This is a genomic window from Bacillus sp. JKS001846 (assembly GCF_900176455.1).
In the GTDB taxonomy this organism is placed as follows: domain Bacteria; phylum Bacillota; class Bacilli; order Bacillales; family Bacillaceae_G; genus Bacillus_A; species Bacillus_A cereus.
This window is the reverse complement of the sequence record NZ_FWYG01000001.1, coordinates 4,935,203-4,951,555: the sequence shown is the minus strand read 5'-3', so window position 1 is coordinate 4,951,555 and position 16,353 is coordinate 4,935,203. Positions and strand designations below refer to the sequence as shown.

The following is a 16,353-nucleotide window of genomic DNA, read 5'->3' as shown; positions in this document are numbered from 1 at the left end:
ATATGAAAAATGAGCTCCACGTAATCTCAAATGGCCATATGCCATTCGAAGAGTTAGTGAATGTAGCGATGCAAATTGAGAGTGAGATTGATTATTTGCATATTCGTGAGCGTGAGAAGAGTACGAAGGAATTATATGAAGGTGTGGAAAGTCTATTAATGGAGGGCTTTCCGGCTTCTAAAATTGTCATAAACGATCGAATTGATATTGCAATTTTATTAAATATTCCTCGTGTTCAACTAGGATATCGAAGTACAGATGTAAAGTCAGTGAAAGAAAAGTTTTCGTATTTGCATGTCGGTTATTCTGTGCATTCGCTAGATGAAGCAATAGTAGCTTTTAAAAATGGAGCGGATTCACTCGTTTATGGCCATGTATTTCCGACAGATTGTAAAAAAGGTGTGCCAGCGAGAGGGCTTGAAGAAATTTCAGACATTGCAAGGTGTTTATCTATACCGATTACAGCAATTGGAGGAATTACCCCACAAAACACAGTGGATGTTCTTACTAACGGTGTAAGTGGTATAGCAGTTATGTCTGGAATTGTAAGTAGTAGTAACCCGTATAGCAAAGCGAAATCTTATAAGGAATCAATAAGAAAGTGGGCGGAAAAACATGTGTGAGAAGTATGATGTAGCGATTATTGGTGGTGGTGTAATTGGCAGTTCAGTTGCACATTTTCTAGCAGAAAGAGGACATAAAGTAGCGATTGTGGAGAAGCAAAGTATTGCATCGGAAGCTTCCAAAGCAGCTGCTGGTTTACTTGGTGTTCAGGCAGAATGGGATGCGTATGATCCGCTATTTGAACTTGCTAGAGAAAGCCGAACTATATTTCCACAACTTGCAGCAGTTTTACGTGAAAAGACGGGTATTGATATTGGATATGAAGAAAAAGGAATTTATCGTATTGCTCAAAATGAAGATGAGAAGGAAAGAATACTTCACATTATGGATTGGCAGCAGAAAACAGGTGAAGATTCTTATTTTCTAACGGGAGACCATGTGCGGGAAAAAGAGCCATATCTATCCGAATCTATTATAGGAGCAGTATATTATCCGAAAGACGGTCATGTTATTGCACCAGAGCTTACGAAAGCATTCGCACATTCTGCGGCAATTTCCGGTGCTGATATATATGAACAGACAGAAGTATTTGATATCCGTATTGAAAATAATAAAGTGACTGGAGTTATTACAAGTGAAGGTATTGTCACATGTGAGAAAGTCGTTATTGCAGGAGGTTCATGGAGCACGAAGTTACTAGGTTATTTTCACCGTGATTGGGGTACATATCCAGTTAAAGGAGAAGTGGTTGCGGTAAGAAGTAGAAAAAAACTTTTAAAAGCACCTATTTTTCAAGAAAGATTTTACATTACTCCAAAGCGCGGTGGACGTTACGTAATTGGGGCAACAATGAAGCCACATACGTTCAATAAAACTGTGCAGCCAGAAAGTATAACTTCTATATTAGAGCGTGCTTATACAATATTGCCAGCTTTAAAAGAAGCAGAATGGGAAAGCACGTGGGCAGGATTACGACCACAATCGAATCATGAAGCTCCTTATATGGGAGAGCATGAAGAAATAAAAGGTTTATATGCTTGCACGGGCCATTATCGAAACGGTATTTTATTAAGTCCTATTTCTGGTCAATATATGGCTGATTTAATAGAAGGAAAGCAAGAGAATCATTTGCTAGATTCATTGCTTTCTAGAAGCGTTTAGAAAGGGGATGGAAGTTTGAATTTAAAAATTAATGGTAACCAAATTGAAGTGCCAGCGAGTGTAAAAACAGTAGCTGAGCTACTTACACATTTAGAGTTAGATAACAGAATTGTTGTAGTAGAGCGTAATAAAGATATTTTACAAAAAGATGATCATACAGATACATCTGTTTTTGATGGAGACCAAATTGAGATTGTAACTTTCGTAGGAGGCGGTTGATTATGTTAAACATTGGACCATTTTCATTTCATTCTAGACTTTTATTAGGAACAGGTAAATTCCCTGATTTTGACGTACAGCAAAAGGCAATTGACGTTTCTGAAGCTGAAATTTTAACGTTTGCAGTACGTCGTATGGATATCTTTGATGCAAAGCAACCTAATTTATTAGAGAAACTTGATGTGAAAAAATATACGTTATTACCAAATACAGCAGGGGCAAAAAACGCTGAAGAGGCTGTTCGTATTGCAAAATTAGCAAAAGCCTCTGGGCTTTGTGACATGATAAAGGTAGAAGTTATTGGTGATGATAGAACGTTATTACCTGATCCGGTAGAAACGTTAAAGGCATCTGAAATGTTACTGGAAGAAGGATTTATCGTACTTCCGTATACATCTGATGATGTTGTATTAGCACGTAAATTACAAGAGCTTGGCGTGCATGCGATTATGCCAGGAGCATCTCCAATCGGATCAGGACTTGGTATTGTAAATCCATTAAATTTGAGCTTCATTATTGAACAAGCGACAGTACCAGTTATCGTTGATGCCGGTATTGGTAGCCCAGCTGATGCGGCATTTGCAATGGAATTAGGAGCAGATGGCGTGTTATTAAATACAGCTGTATCAGGTGCAAAAGATCCTATTAAAATGGCACAAGCAATGAAATTAAGTATTGAAGCAGGCCGTTTAGGATTTGAAGCAGGTCGTATTGCACGTAAGCGTTGTGCAACTGCAAGTAGTCCTTTAGAAGGAATGAGCGTAGTTGAATAATCGATATTCTCGCCAAGAACTATTTTCTCCAATTGGAGAAGAAGGACAGCAAAAGATAAGAGAAAAGCATGTGCTTATTATCGGTGCAGGTGCATTAGGTAGTGCAAATGCAGAGATGTTTGTAAGAGCAGGTGTTGGCAAGATAACAATTGTTGACCGTGATTATGTAGATTGGAGTAATTTACAAAGACAACAATTGTATGCAGAGAGCGACGTAAAGAATAATCTTCCAAAAGCTATAGCGGCTAAAAAACGTTTAGATGAGATTAATAGCGATGTAACAATAGAAGCTCTCGTTCAAGATGTAACAGCTGAAGAGCTAGAAGAACTTGTTATAAATGTTGATGTAATTATTGATGCGACTGATAATTTTGAAACACGCTTTATTGTAAATGATATAGCACAAAAATATTCTATTCCATGGATTTACGGTGCATGTGTAGGTAGTTACGGTCTTTCTTACACAATCCTTCCTAGTAAAACACCATGTTTATCATGTTTATTACAGTCGATTCCGCTTGGCGGGGCAACATGTGATACAGCGGGTATTATATCACCTGCTGTATCTCTTGTCGTTTCTCATCAAGTAACAGAAGCTCTTAAACTGTTAGTAGAAGATTACGAATCACTTCGAGATGGGCTTGTATCGTTTGATATGTGGAAGAATGAGTATTCATGTATGAATGTGCAAAAGCTTCGCCAGCATAATTGTCCTTCATGCGGAGAGAATGCATTATATCCGTATTTAAATAAAGAGAACACATCAAAAACAGCAGTTTTATGCGGGCGAAATACAGTTCAAATTAGACCACCTCATAAAGATGAAATAAATTTTGAACAATATAAAGAGTTGTTGGAAGGTCGTGTGAATGATTTAAATATAAATCCATATTTACTATCATTTTCTATTGAAGACAAGAGGTTAGTCGCCTTTAAAGATGGCCGTGTGCTCGTACATGGAACGAAAGATATAAGCGAAGCAAAAACGATTTATCATCGCTATTTTGGATAGAAAAGGATGAGTGGGATGAAAGTGAATAAAGCTTTAACAATTGCAGGGTCTGATAGCGGCGGCGGTGCTGGAATTCAGGCAGATTTAAAAACATTCCAAGAGCTTGGTGTATACGGAATGACGGCGATTACGGCGATTACTGCTCAAAACACGCTTGGCGTTCAAGGGGTATATCCTGTTCCGTTAGAAGGTATTACAGAACAGTTGAATTCAATTGGTACGGATTTAACACCAGATGCAGTGAAACTAGGAATGTTATTTAGTAGTGAAATAATTCAAATTGTTGCAGAACAAATTAAAAAGTTTGGCTGGAATAATATTGTGCTAGATCCCGTTATGATTGCAAAAGGCGGTGCATCATTATTACAGCAAGAAGCAGTTCAAGCATTAAAAGAATATTTATTACCAGTAGCAACTGTTATAACACCGAATGTCCCAGAAGCAGAAGTGTTAACTGGGATGGAGATTCATAATGTTGAAGATAGTAAGGAAGCTGCAAAAGTATTGCATGAATTAGGTGCTAAATATGTGCTTATGAAGAGCGGACATGCAGAATATCAAGGGAATGAAGTAATTGATTTCCTCTTTGATGGAGAAAAATTTATTGAGTTTAGAAGCGAGCGAATTCCTTCAAAGCAAACGCATGGAAGTGGGTGTACATTTGCTTCAGCGGTTACAGCAGGACTTGCGAAAGGATACTCGATTGAAGATGCTGTTCAAGAAGCAAAACGATTTATTAGTATAGCAATTGAAGAGCCATTGAATATTGGTAGTGGCCATGGGCCGACGAATCATTTTGCATATAAAGTGAATAGAATGCGTGCATAGGTAAGTGAAAAGCCAGTTTTATAACTGGCTTTTTTTCTGTTTACTTTTTCAAAATACAGGAGTAATATATCAGCCAGAATACATTTTTTTGTAAACGCTGAGTCCAATTATATGGAGCGGAGGAACCAATTTGTGCGTAGGCACTAGGGGTGAATCTTTCAAGTTTGAAAGTAGGGCTACTCTCAAAGTCCGAATCCGACAGCTAACTTCGTAAGCGTCTTGAGAGAGGACGGTGCCATGATGGATACATCACTTCATCGATCTGATTAGTATAGGAGAATATCAATCTATGTTTGATTTCTTTTATACTAAGGAGGATGAGGTACATGGAACTAACACTTATTTGTGTTGGAGAAGAAAGTAAGGTAGATAGTTTAAGAGATCTAGTATCATTTCAACATGAGTTAATTATTTTTACAGCAAATGAAGAGATAGCGGCTGAAGTTAGGAATTGTGGGTTTGATTGGACTTATAGCTGCAGTAAGGAGCAGGACTTTACTAGTATTTGTGAGTGTATTAAGAAGGTGATTTTACTAGGGGATGAGCTTTCAATCGTTAGTTTTTTCACAGAACACATTCGCTTTTCTTTTCAAGCACCTATTACTGTTGTTACAAGGAATAAACGATATCCAGCGAGGCTCTATGAAACAATTGGAGCTAAGTTTGTCGTGTTTACAAATTGTGATAATATTTCTTTTTTATTTTTTGAATAGGGCGGGGGAAGAAATGATGAAGGTACTATTACTTGGAGATATAGCAAATCGTTGGGCAGTATCGGTAGAGCGAGTTCAAGAATTGGTTCAGATCGATCCCCTTTTTCCAGGGCCGTATATTATATTACCATCAAAAGATGCTTTGTATTTAGAGGTGGATATTACCGAGTATGAGCAGCTACATGCAGAATTGACACAAGTTTATATTCGCGGGAGAAATTTACGTGCATTTTTACGAGGAGAATAAAGGTTGAATAAAAAGAGCGAATGCTGAGTGCAACAAGCTATGCACTTCATCTCATTCGCTCTTTTTATTTCATATTTAAAAGGTCATTTTTAAGAAAAGAGAAGAGAAATAAAGAAAATAGATGAAATAATAGTAATAATCTTCAATGTAAGCGTTTAAATGAATGTAAATATTATTATTTTCAGTAATTTACCCCTTTACAAGTGAAATATAGAGGAGTATATTTACTCTCATAAATCATTCATAAAATTTCCAAAAAAACCTAAAATCGCTGAGTTCCAGAAATGGAGCGGGGGAACCAATTTTGTGCATCGTCACTTGGGGTGAATCTTTCAGTTTTGAAAGTAGGGCTACTCTTTAGGCCCGAATCCGACAGCTAACCTCGTAAGCGTTTAGAGAGGAGGTTTACTTTTTGTTGTTCATTTTTTGAACACTGAGTAGAGCTCAGTGTTCTTTTTTAACATTTAAATGGTAAATTTTAACAAAAACAAAGCGAGGGATAGCTATGTTAGATGTTGTAATGGTCGGGATTTTTATTTTATTAGTTGCATCAATGGCAAGTCTTGCAAGTTGGTCAGATAAAGTTGTGAAAGAAGGAAAGCAATCATGATGATTGTCTTATCGGTTATTGTCGCAGCAATTACAGTGTATTTAGTGTATGCATTATTAAATCCAGAGAAGTTTTAATTAGGGGGAATCATTCATTATGATTTGGGTTGCAGTCATTATTACAATGCTCTTGTTTATTTTAGTAGCAAAGCCAACGGGGATTTATTTAGAAAAAGCTTTTCAAGGTAGCAAAAAGCTAGATAAAGTATTCGGGCCTTTTGAAAAAATTATTTTTAAAATTACGGGTGTAAAAGAATACAATCAAACGTGGAAACAGTACGCATTATCATTAGTTTTACTCAACGGATTTATGATTGTTATTGTATATTTCATTTTCAGATTACAAGGTGTATTGCCGCTAAATCCAGCGCATATTGAAGGAATGGAGCCTACGCTCGCTTTTAATACAGCAATTAGTTTTATGGCTGATACAAACTTACAGCATTATAGCGGTGAAAATGGCTTATCTTATTTATCACAATTAATCGGGATTACATTTTTAATGTTCGCAGCACCAGCAACGACATTAGCGCTCGTTATGGCATTTATAAGAGGGCTCGCTGGAAAAGAACTCGGTAACTTTTTCGTTGATTTTACGAGAGCGTTAACGAGAGTATTTCTTCCTATCGCTTTTATTACGGCGTTAATCTTTGTCGCTCTTGGTGTACCGCAAACGTTAGATGGGGCTGTTACAGCACATACGATTGAAGGTGCAAAGCAAAGTATATTACGCGGACCAGTTGCATCATTCGTGTCCATTAAGGAACTTGGAAATAACGGTGGTGGATTTTTCGGAGCAAACTCTACGCATCCTTTTGAAAATCCAGGGCAAATGAGTAATATTTTGCAAATGATGCTTATGATGTTATTACCAACTGCACTTCCGTTTACGTACGGACGAATGGTAGGAAATAAAAAGCAAGGTCGCATCCTTTTCGTATCACTATTCATGATGTTTTTACTAGGATTTATCACAATTACGACATCTGAATTACATGGAAATCCAGTATTAAATGAAATGGGTATCCAGCATGTACAAGGAAGTGCAGAAGGAAAAGAAGTGAGGTTCGGAACAGTATTTTCTTCCCTTTATGCGACAGTAACGACTGCTGCGGAAACAGGTGCTGTTAATACGATGCATGATACGTTAACACCAATTGGTGGTTTAGTACCACTCGTAAATATGATGTTAAATACAGTATATGGCGGCGTTGGAGCAGGCTTTGTGAACATTATTATGTATGCAATTATCGCGGTGTTTATATCTGGGTTAATGGTTGGACGGACACCAGAGTTTTTAGGTAAAAAGATTGAAGGTAAGGAAATGAAATTAATCGCGGTCACGATTTTATTTCATCCATTGCTCATTTTAGGCTTTTCGGCATTAGCTCTTTCAACAAATTTAGGGACGGATGCTATTTCTCATTCCGGTTTCCACGGTTTAACGCAAGTTGTATATGAGTATACATCGTCAGCTGCGAATAACGGATCTGGATTTGAAGGATTAGGAGATAATACACCGTTTTGGAATATTACGACTGGTTTAGTTATGTTTTTAGGACGTTACTTCAGTTTAATTACGATGCTAGCTGTGGCAGCTTCGTTGAAAGAAAAAACGGTAGTGCCAGAAACAGTCGGAACGTTCCGTACAGATAATAGTTTATTTGGTGGCATCTTCATCGGAACAATTGTAATTGTTGGTGCATTAACATTCTTCCCGATGTTAGTACTCGGACCAATTGCAGAATTTCTTACATTGAAGTAATGGAGGGTAAATGATGAGACCGGTAGTAGTAAAAGAAAAACAATTAAATGAGTCACAAATACATGCTGTAGAAGATGAAGTTAGACAAGCGAAAACGATGGATCGTGATATCGTAACACATGCGATGAAGCAATCCATTGCGAAATTGAATCCGAAAGTCATGATAAAGAATCCGATTATGTTCGTTGTGGAAATTGGATTTATCATTACGTTCATTTTATCTTTTCTTCCAAGTAGTTCTAGTAGTATACCAGGTTGGTTTAATATAACAGTTTCTCTCATTCTATTATTTACAGTTTTATTTGCGAATTTTGCAGAAGCATTAGCAGAAGGTCGTGGTAAAGCGCAAGCCGATTCTTTAAAGCAGTCGAAGAAAGATGTGTTTGCAAATGTTGTAAAAGAAAATGGAGACATTGTCCAAGTTTCAGCAACTGATCTTACAAAAGGTGACGTTGTTATCGTAAAACAAGGAGAAATGATTCCGAATGATGGCGAAGTAATCAAAGGATTAGCATCTGTAGATGAATCTGCAATTACAGGGGAATCAGCTCCTGTTATAAAAGAAGCAGGCGGTGATTTTTGTTCCGTAACAGGTGGAACGATGGTCGTAAGTGATGAAATTACAATTGTCATTACGAGTAATCCTGGTGAATCATTTATAGACAAAATGATTTCTTTAGTAGAAGGAGCTGCTCGTCAAAAAACGCCGAATGAGATTGCTTTAAATACAGTATTAACGAGCTTAACTCTTATTTTCTTGATCGTCGTTGTGACGTTGCCGATTTTTACAAATTATTTAGGGTTTCAAATTGATACTGCTGTGCTAGTTGCATTATTAGTTTGTTTAATTCCAACGACAATTGGTGGGCTATTATCGGCAATTGGTATTGCTGGGATGGACCGTGTGACAAAGTTTAACGTGTTAGCGATGTCGGGGAAAGCAGTAGAAGCTGCTGGCGATATTAATACAATTATTTTAGATAAAACAGGTACAATTACTTTTGGGAACCGGATGGCTCATACATTATTGCCTGTAGGAAATGAAACGATTGAGCAAGTTGGAAAGTGGGCCGCTATTAGTTCTGTTTTAGATGAAACACCAGAAGGTCGATCTGTTATCGAGTATGTGCAGGGAAAATCTATATCATACAATAGAGAACTTGCAGAACAAGGTGAGTTTGTTCCGTTTAAAGCAGAAACGAGAATGAGTGGTGTTGATTTACAAGACGGAACGAAAGTGAGAAAAGGTGCTGTAGGTGCCGTTATTGAATGGGTTGAGTCACAAGGCGGAATAATTCCGAAAGATGTAAATCAAAAAGCAGACTTAATTTCAAAAGAGGGTGGAACACCACTTGTAGTTGCAGTAGATAATCGTATTTATGGTTTAATTTATTTAAAGGATACAGTAAAACCGGGTATGCGTGAGCGTTTTGAACAGTTACGCCAAATGGGGATTAAAACGGTTATGTGTACAGGTGATAATCCGTTAACGGCAGCAACGATTGCAAAAGAAGCTGGAGTAGATGAATTCGTTGCCGAGTGTAAACCGGAAGATAAAATTGCTGTTATTAAAGCAGAGCAAGATAAAGGGAAACTTGTAGCAATGACAGGTGATGGTACAAATGATGCTCCAGCATTAGCACAGGCGGACGTTGGATTAGCGATGAACAGTGGTACGACAGCAGCGAAAGAAGCGGCGAACATGATTGATCTAGACTCGAATCCAACGAAAATTATTGAGGTTGTAGGAATCGGTAAGCAATTGTTAATGACGCGAGGTGCTTTAACGACGTTTAGTATTGCGAATGATATAGCGAAATATTTTGCAATCATTCCAGCAATGTTTACACTTGCGATTCCGCAAATGGAAGCATTGAACATTATGAAATTAACATCACCACTGTCAGCGATTTTATCAGCATTAATATTTAACGCTGTTATTATTCCATTACTCATTCCGTTAGCGATGAAAGGTATTGCATATAAACCGATGAGTTCTAATGCATTGCTTAGCCGAAACTTACTTATTTATGGGCTTGGCGGAGTTATCGTTCCGTTCATTGGAATTAAGGTAATTGATATGATTGTCGGCTTGTTTATATAAGGAAGAGGGGAAAAAGATGGAGAAGAAACAAAGTATACTATCACCAATTATCCGTATTACTTTTACATTTCTAGTGTTGTGTGGACTTGTATACCCACTTATTGTTACTGGTATTGCACAAGCAGTGATGAAGGATAATGCGGATGGAAGTCTAATATATAATGATAAAAATGAAGTGATTGGTTCTAAATTAATTGGTCAAAACTTCACGGATCCACGTTATTTTCAAGGGCGTGTTTCTAGTATTGAATATAAGGCTGAAGCATCTGGTTCAAATAACTATGCACCATCTAATCCAGATTTAGCAAAGCGAGTAGAGAAAAGTATTGAAGAGTGGAAGAAACAAAATCCCACTGTTCCAGTCACAGAAGTACCGATAGACTTAGTGACAAATTCAGGTTCAGGGCTTGATCCTGATATTAGTCCAAAGGCGGCCTCGGTGCAGGTGGATCGCATCTCAAAATTAACGAATATTCCGAAAGAAAAACTTAATCAATTGATTAAGGATCAAACGGAAGGCGCTGCACTCGGCTTGTTTGGAGAAGATCGTGTGAACGTCTTAAAATTAAATTTAGAGTTACAGAAATTAATAAAATAGCAACAGTGCTACCTCAATCTAAAGGATTGAGGTAGCGTTGTTTCGAATGAAAGGTAGTGTTTATTTTGTATGCAGATGATTATGAACCGAAGTTTCAAAGGCGAACGCCAGAGGAATATTTAGAATATATTCGTCAGCAAAATCGGGGAAAGTTAAAGCTATATGTAGGAGCAGCTCCAGGCGTAGGAAAAAGTTATAAAATGCTCTTTGATGCAAGGGAAATGAAAAAAGATGGAATTGATATTGTAATTGGTTTAATTGAAACGCATGGAAGAAAAGAGACGGAAGAAGCAATTGCTAATTTAGAAAAAGTTCCTTTGAAAGAAATACAGTATAAAGGAAAGGTATTTTATGAGCTTGATGTGGAAGGAATAAAAAAACGCGCGCCGCAAGTAGTCGTAGTGGATGAACTTGCTCATAGTAATGTTCCTGGTTCTAAACATAAGAAACGTTATATGGATGTGCAGGAATTGTTAGAGGCTGGTATATCGGTATTATCAGCTTTTAATATTCAACATTTAGAAAGTGTTCATGATATTGTAGCTCAAATTACGAATGTAAAAGTAAGAGAACGAATTCCAGATTTTATTTTACAAAAAGCAAATGAAATTCAGCTCGTTGATGCAACGCCTGAGGTATTAAGGAAGAGACTAATAGACGGAAAGATATATAAAGAAGAAAAAATTCAGCAAAGCTTACAAAACTTCTTTACACTTAATAATTTAGGAGCACTTAGGGAATTATCACTTCGAGAAGTTGCCGATGATATGGACGAGAAAATTAGCCAAACAGTAATAGAACCAATTGGCGTAAAAGAAAAAATTCTCGTTTGTGTACAATACAGTTCAACAGCGGAGAAATTAATAAGACGGGGATGGCGCATGGCTGATCGATTAAATGCTGAATTGTACGTATTAAACGTTGAGAGGGAAAATATAGATTCTATTTCAGCTGGAAAAAAGCAGACGATTGAAGAGTGGAAATCGTTAACCAATCAATTTGATGCGAGTTTTGTATTAGAAGAGGCGAAAGGGAGAAAACCAGCGGATGTTATTATTGAAGTCGCAAGAAGATTACAAGTGACGCAAATTTTACTTGGACAATCTGCAAGAACAAGGTGGGAAGAAATACGAAAAGGCTCTATTGTAAATGAAATTATGAGACAAACAAAGTATATTGATATTCATATTGTTGCGGATCAAAGAGGGTAAAATAGAGCCGACATTTTGGGGGCTCTATTTTAATTTTTGTACAGCATGAAAACTTAGCATTTTCATTGCATATAAGATTACAAGTAAAAACATAATTGCGCCTAGGAAGAAAATCCAAAAGTAATTTTGGTTAAATAAAAGAAATCCACCTATAAGTGGCCCTGTACCCATACCAAGATAGCGGATGAAGTTGTATATACCGATAGCTGTTGCACGTTCTTGTACGAATTCTTCTGTTAATAAAGTAGTGTGAGTTGGCATAGAAAGTCCCATACTAAAACCGTACAAAGATGTAACGATAATGATGAATGGGATATTGATGTTATATGTGAAAGAGAATAAAAAGACACATATAATATTGAAGAAACTCGTAATAAATAAAGTTGGCTTTGTTGTGAGGCGTTTTTGCAAAAACTTGTAGCAAAAACTTCCTAGCATGATAGAAAGAGACATTGGCACAAACATAAGACCAATTTCATTTGCAGCTAAATGAAATGAATTTGTTAAAATACTCGGTAAAAAAACGAGAAAGCAAAAGTAAATACAAAATTGAATGAAGCCAATAAGAGTAATAGAAAATCCAGTTTTATTTTTTAAGATAAGAGAGTAATTCTTTTGTGCTTTAGACTGCTTAATTACATTTGGCTTTGTTTCTGGAAGTAGTGAAATGTTTATCATTAATAAGATAATGCCAAGTGTAGATAAAAAGAGAAATACAGATAAGTGACCATTTATACTGCCAAGATAACCACCTATGAGAGGAGCCATTGCAGGTGCGAGGGCAAGTAACATTTGGTATAGGCTCATCGCTTCTCCGCGTTCTTTTCCTTCAAATAAATCGCCGATAATCGTTGCTGAAACTACAGGTATAGCCGCTATTCCTATAGCTTGAACAGCTCTAAAAAAGAGAAATAAATAAATGTTTGCCGAAAAAGCACATCCGATTGAAGCAATCGTACTAATAATTAAACTAGGAATAAGGACAGATTTTCTCCCTTTTGTATCAATTAAAGGGCCATATATGAGCTGCATAATCGCAAGAACGAATGTAAAAAGTGAAACTGTTACATTTACAAGATAAAGAGAAGTATGAAAAGAATTTTGAATCATCGGTAAGATAGGTGTGTAAATATTTTGAGCGAAGGAACCGAATAAGGCACTAATACAGATAACATATAAAATGAAATTTAGTTTAGATTTTTTCATCTTGTTAACCTCCTTATTATTTAGTTTCCTAGGAAACTAAATTTATTTTAACATGATTTTCTCACTTGTAAAGATGAAAAAATAATTTTAAAATGGTATATAGTTAAATTGTTTCTTCGGAAACTTAGGAGGCGAACGGATTGAAGCATGCAACGAAGCAAATGGAAATACTGTCGGACATTCGTACACTTTTGCATAAAAAAGAAGAACATTTAAAACGACAAAACGAGAAGTTTTTTTATGAGACAGGTGTAAGTAGTATGTCTTTATCTGAGTTACATGTAATCGAATGTATCGGAAAAAATGGTTTGATGAATGTAACGGCAATTACGACAGAAATGGGCATGACGAAGGGAGCAATCTCTAAAATTTGTACAAAGTTGTTTCAAAAGCAATTCGTTGAGAAGATGCAAATGTTAGATAATCAAAAAGAAATCTTCTTCCGCTTAACGGAAAGTGGGAATAAAATATATAAAGCTCATGAAAAATTGCATAAGCAAGCTGAAGAAAAGTGGTTGTTACTTTTAGATGGATATACGAAAGAAGAGCAAGATTTTATTCAAAGGTTTATAAAGGATGTCTCCGGTCATTTGGAAATATAATTGGAAGAAAAAACTCCTTTTTCTCAAGTCTTTTAAATATAATTTCTGAAAGAACTCATATATAATAGAAAAAGATACTTAACATGGTGAATAATTAAAGAGTCAATATATATAGAGGAGAGAGTAACATGCTTGAAAATACGGGGTTAGTATTAGAAGGCGGCGGTATGCGTGGTGTGTACACGGGCGGGATATTAGAATACTTTATGGAACAAGATTTATATTTTCCATATGTAATTGGTGTATCAGCTGGTGCTTGTCATGCAGCGTCGTATCTTTCCAGACAAAGAAATAGAAATAAAACGGTCAATATTGATTATGCATCACATCCGAAATATTTATCGTATAAAAACTTATGGAGAAAACGGCAGTTATTTGATATGGATTTCATTTTTCATGAAATTCCAGAAAAGCATGTGCCGTTTGATTTTGAAACATACTTTAATAGCCCGGAACGTTTCCTTGTAGGAACGACGGATTGTGAAACTGGGCAATCTGTTTATTTTGAAAAAGAAGGAACGAATGATGATGCGCTAAATTTATTACAAGCGTCTAGTTCATTGCCTTTCATTGCACCAGTAGTAAATTACCGTGGTAAGCAATTATTAGATGGTGGGATTTCAGATCCGATTCCAGTTCGTAAAGCACAGGAAGATGGATTTAAAAAATCAGTCGTAATTTTAACGAGAAATCATGGCTACGCGAAGAAAAAATCAAAGTTTGGATGGGTTGCTGCGAAAGCTTATAAAAAATATCCGAACCTTGTTAACACGATGCTGAATCGTTATGAAGTGTATAATGAAACACTTCACTACATTGAAAAAGAAGAACAAGCTGGGAATTTATTTGTTATTCGTCCAGAAGTGCCGCTTCAAGTAGATCGTATGGAAAAAGATACAGCAAAACTACAAAATTTATACGAGCAAGGCTATGAAGACGCAAAGAGACAATTTGCAGATTTAAAGGCGTTCTTGCAAAAATAAGTATTAGGCTGCGGAGATGGAGTTCTCTGCAGCCTTTTTTTGTATTGCTTGCTTATCCGTTACTTTTTAAAAATGTATGAATGTTTAAGTGTTTAAAGAGTTTGTAAAACATCGGGGTTTCTTGTTGAGGAGAATTTATTTGAAGGATATTATGATGATGTAGCGCTACTAAACTATTAAATTTATGAGGTGATTGTTAATGAAAGGAAAAGTTTTTTCAATTACGACTTTAGTATTATTAGCAACATCAATCTCAACAAGTGCATTCTATCCAACTCTAAGCGGTCACAAAAGCGGTAACCTACTATCTTACAGAGCTCAAACTACTACGAATCAAAATGCATCTCGTTGTTCAGTAGCAATTTCTTTTATTAAATCAAATGGAAATAATTCATATATTGAAAGCGCTTCAGACAAATTAGGATCCCATGAATCTGGAAGAGCATTAAACGCAACTGTGAGTAATGGTGCATATAACGCCTTTGGTGCAAAAGGACTATACTCGGAGCATTATGCAAATGAGAATAATGACTATCAAGAAGATACACACAAAGGTACTTTTGATAGTAATGGTAACTTACGATTACAGTGGTAAAAAGCATTAAACAGTTGTCTTTATAAATATTTAGATAAGGAGAAGGGGATGTTCATCATCTCCTTCTTATTTAAAAGGAGCACAGACATGTACCTAGCTTTTAAAAATATAAAAAGCAATAAACTGTTTTTCTTAATTCTCCTTATGTCATTTTTTATTTCTTTTCTTTCTATATCAATAGCCGCACTTTTAACAGAGTCTAAACGAAACTTTATATCGGCTTTTCAAATCGGTTTTCCAGAGAAGAACCAAGTTTTAACTGTTCCGATAGCGAATGCAACTGAATTGGAAGAGATAATTCCTTTCATACAAGATACTTTTGTTAAAAGTGATATTTATGTAGAGCATTTAAAAGCATTAAATAGTTCAGGGGCAACAAAGATCATAGCTGTGAATTTAAAAGATGATTATTATTGGAAGCCATATATTTCTGAAGGACAATATTTTCATCGTGAAAATGTAAACGATATGGTTGTTGGCGATCAAACGAATGTAGAGGAGTTATATGAATTTGATGATACATATAAAAAAATAGGAACTATATCAAGAAAAGACAGTGACGTCGGTGTAGCAGGCATATACGTTCCACTTCAAAACTTACCTACTATATCTAAAAAAGGTATTATCGAGAGTAAACAATTACAATTAACAGTTGTTAATCCTACATCATCTATTCATAACGAAATAAAAAAGTTTATGGGTAGGAGTAAAGAAGTGCTTTCGGGAGATGTTCAAATGCTGAATGAACGAGATCTTCAAGAACTACATGTGACACATATAGATCCAGCAAATAAGTATTATTATAAATTTATTCTTGTTGCAATTGTTTCTGGCATTTCTGCGGTTTTATTTTGGATTTATAAAAAAGAAAGAGAGATTTCATTAAAAAAAGCAGTAGGTGCTTCTAATATATCTATCTACTGCGAACTATATATTCAAATTTTGTTTATTTCTCTAGCAGCGATGTTCTTAGTTTTTATTACGTTAGAAATATTTTCGGGAACAATTCATACTTATTTTCAGACATACTTAGTAAAACCGTTAACACTATATGTATTGATATGCAATGTTATTTTTATAATTTTTCTTACAATTTTTGTTACTGTAATTCCAATCAAGCACATTATAAATATATATCCCGGAAAACATTTAAGAACGTAGGA

The 16,353-nt window shown here is 35.9% G+C and carries 19 protein-coding genes and 2 riboswitches; of the genes, 18 read left to right on the top strand and 1 reads right to left on the bottom strand.

The features are described 5' to 3' along the window. Positions 1-2: 2 nt before the first annotated feature. From tenI to kdpDN, 14 genes are all read left to right on the top strand, one after another. A complete protein-coding gene (tenI, locus tag B9A45_RS26535) occupies positions 3-623 on the top strand; it encodes a thiazole tautomerase TenI (protein WP_000787171.1) in 621 nt (206 codons plus the stop codon). Next, positions 616-1,725 carry a glycine oxidase ThiO gene (thiO, locus tag B9A45_RS26530; protein WP_084065482.1) on the top strand — a complete coding sequence of 370 codons (1,110 nt, stop codon included), beginning with the start codon at positions 616-618 and terminating at the stop codon, positions 1,723-1,725. Before tenI ends, thiO begins: the two co-directional genes overlap by 8 nt. A gap of 15 nt (positions 1,726-1,740) precedes the next feature. Further along, positions 1,741-1,944 carry a sulfur carrier protein ThiS gene (thiS, locus tag B9A45_RS26525; protein WP_001049502.1) on the top strand — a complete coding sequence of 68 codons (204 nt, stop codon included), beginning with the start codon at positions 1,741-1,743 and terminating at the stop codon, positions 1,942-1,944. Between the two features lie 2 nt (positions 1,945-1,946). Next, a complete protein-coding gene (thiG, locus tag B9A45_RS26520) occupies positions 1,947-2,717 on the top strand; it encodes a thiazole synthase (protein WP_000931981.1) in 771 nt (256 codons plus the stop codon). Beyond that, positions 2,710-3,729, top strand: coding sequence for a thiazole biosynthesis adenylyltransferase ThiF (thiF, locus tag B9A45_RS26515; protein ID WP_001065413.1), 1,020 nt, complete (start codon positions 2,710-2,712; stop codon positions 3,727-3,729). The genes thiG and thiF overlap by 8 nt, the downstream gene beginning before the upstream one ends. A gap of 15 nt (positions 3,730-3,744) precedes the next feature. Further along, positions 3,745-4,557 (top strand): bifunctional hydroxymethylpyrimidine kinase/phosphomethylpyrimidine kinase, encoded by an 813-nt coding sequence (thiD, locus tag B9A45_RS26510; protein ID WP_084065480.1) that lies wholly within the window; start codon positions 3,745-3,747, stop codon positions 4,555-4,557. An 85-nt stretch (positions 4,558-4,642) separates the two neighbouring features. After that, positions 4,643-4,790, top strand: a riboswitch (cyclic di-AMP (ydaO/yuaA leader). Positions 4,791-4,883: 93 nt separating this feature from the next. Next, a complete protein-coding gene (locus B9A45_RS26505; RefSeq protein WP_118414074.1) occupies positions 4,884-5,270 on the top strand; it encodes a hypothetical protein in 387 nt (128 codons plus the stop codon). A gap of 13 nt (positions 5,271-5,283) precedes the next feature. Next, positions 5,284-5,517: a hypothetical protein gene (locus B9A45_RS26500; RefSeq protein ID WP_001985933.1), complete on the top strand. Its 234-nt coding sequence runs from the start codon at positions 5,284-5,286 to the stop codon at positions 5,515-5,517. Positions 5,518-5,776: 259 nt separating this feature from the next. Continuing rightward, a riboswitch (cyclic di-AMP (ydaO/yuaA leader) is annotated at positions 5,777-5,922 on the top strand. Between the two features lie 100 nt (positions 5,923-6,022). Next, on the top strand, positions 6,023-6,127 hold the full coding sequence (locus B9A45_RS26495) for a SipW-dependent-type signal peptide-containing protein (protein ID WP_000887894.1): 105 nt from the start codon (positions 6,023-6,025) through the stop codon (positions 6,125-6,127). Next, on the top strand, positions 6,124-6,204 hold the full coding sequence (kdpF, locus tag B9A45_RS26490) for a K(+)-transporting ATPase subunit F (protein WP_000973728.1): 81 nt from the start codon (positions 6,124-6,126) through the stop codon (positions 6,202-6,204). The genes B9A45_RS26495 and kdpF overlap by 4 nt, the downstream gene beginning before the upstream one ends. A gap of 19 nt (positions 6,205-6,223) precedes the next feature. Beyond that, on the top strand, positions 6,224-7,891 hold the full coding sequence (gene kdpA / locus B9A45_RS26485) for a potassium-transporting ATPase subunit KdpA (protein ID WP_000638322.1): 1,668 nt from the start codon (positions 6,224-6,226) through the stop codon (positions 7,889-7,891). Between the two features lie 13 nt (positions 7,892-7,904). Beyond that, positions 7,905-9,995, top strand: a complete 2,091-nt coding sequence (gene kdpB, locus B9A45_RS26480) for a potassium-transporting ATPase subunit KdpB (protein WP_001247992.1) — start codon at positions 7,905-7,907, stop codon at positions 9,993-9,995. A 16-nt stretch (positions 9,996-10,011) separates the two neighbouring features. Next, a complete protein-coding gene (gene kdpC, locus B9A45_RS26475; RefSeq protein WP_000412599.1) occupies positions 10,012-10,593 on the top strand; it encodes a K(+)-transporting ATPase subunit C in 582 nt (193 codons plus the stop codon). 56 nt (positions 10,594-10,649) lie between these two features. After that, positions 10,650-11,804: a KdpD-like non-kinase potassium sensor gene (kdpDN, locus tag B9A45_RS26470; protein ID WP_003283246.1), complete on the top strand. Its 1,155-nt coding sequence runs from the start codon at positions 10,650-10,652 to the stop codon at positions 11,802-11,804. Positions 11,805-11,828: 24 nt separating this feature from the next. On the opposite strand, the gene B9A45_RS26465 is transcribed toward kdpDN, so the two are convergent. Next, complete coding sequence (locus tag B9A45_RS26465; protein WP_000748708.1) at positions 11,829-13,010, bottom strand: MFS transporter; 1,182 nt, start codon at positions 13,008-13,010, stop codon at positions 11,829-11,831. Between the two features lie 140 nt (positions 13,011-13,150). Between B9A45_RS26465 and B9A45_RS26460 the strand changes: the two genes are divergently transcribed. The 4 genes from B9A45_RS26460 (at position 13,151) to B9A45_RS26445 (ending at position 16,351) form a co-directional block, all read left to right on the top strand. Beyond that, entirely contained in the window at positions 13,151-13,612 is a 462-nt protein-coding gene (locus tag B9A45_RS26460; protein ID WP_084065475.1) for a MarR family transcriptional regulator, read from the top strand. A gap of 128 nt (positions 13,613-13,740) precedes the next feature. After that, a complete protein-coding gene (locus B9A45_RS26455; protein WP_084065472.1) occupies positions 13,741-14,595 on the top strand; it encodes a patatin-like phospholipase family protein in 855 nt (284 codons plus the stop codon). A 199-nt stretch (positions 14,596-14,794) separates the two neighbouring features. After that, positions 14,795-15,190 (top strand): hypothetical protein, encoded by a 396-nt coding sequence (locus B9A45_RS26450; RefSeq protein ID WP_000676983.1) that lies wholly within the window; start codon positions 14,795-14,797, stop codon positions 15,188-15,190. A gap of 87 nt (positions 15,191-15,277) precedes the next feature. Then, complete coding sequence (locus B9A45_RS26445) at positions 15,278-16,351, top strand: ABC transporter permease (RefSeq protein WP_000280228.1); 1,074 nt, start codon at positions 15,278-15,280, stop codon at positions 16,349-16,351. Positions 16,352-16,353 lie beyond the last annotated feature (2 nt).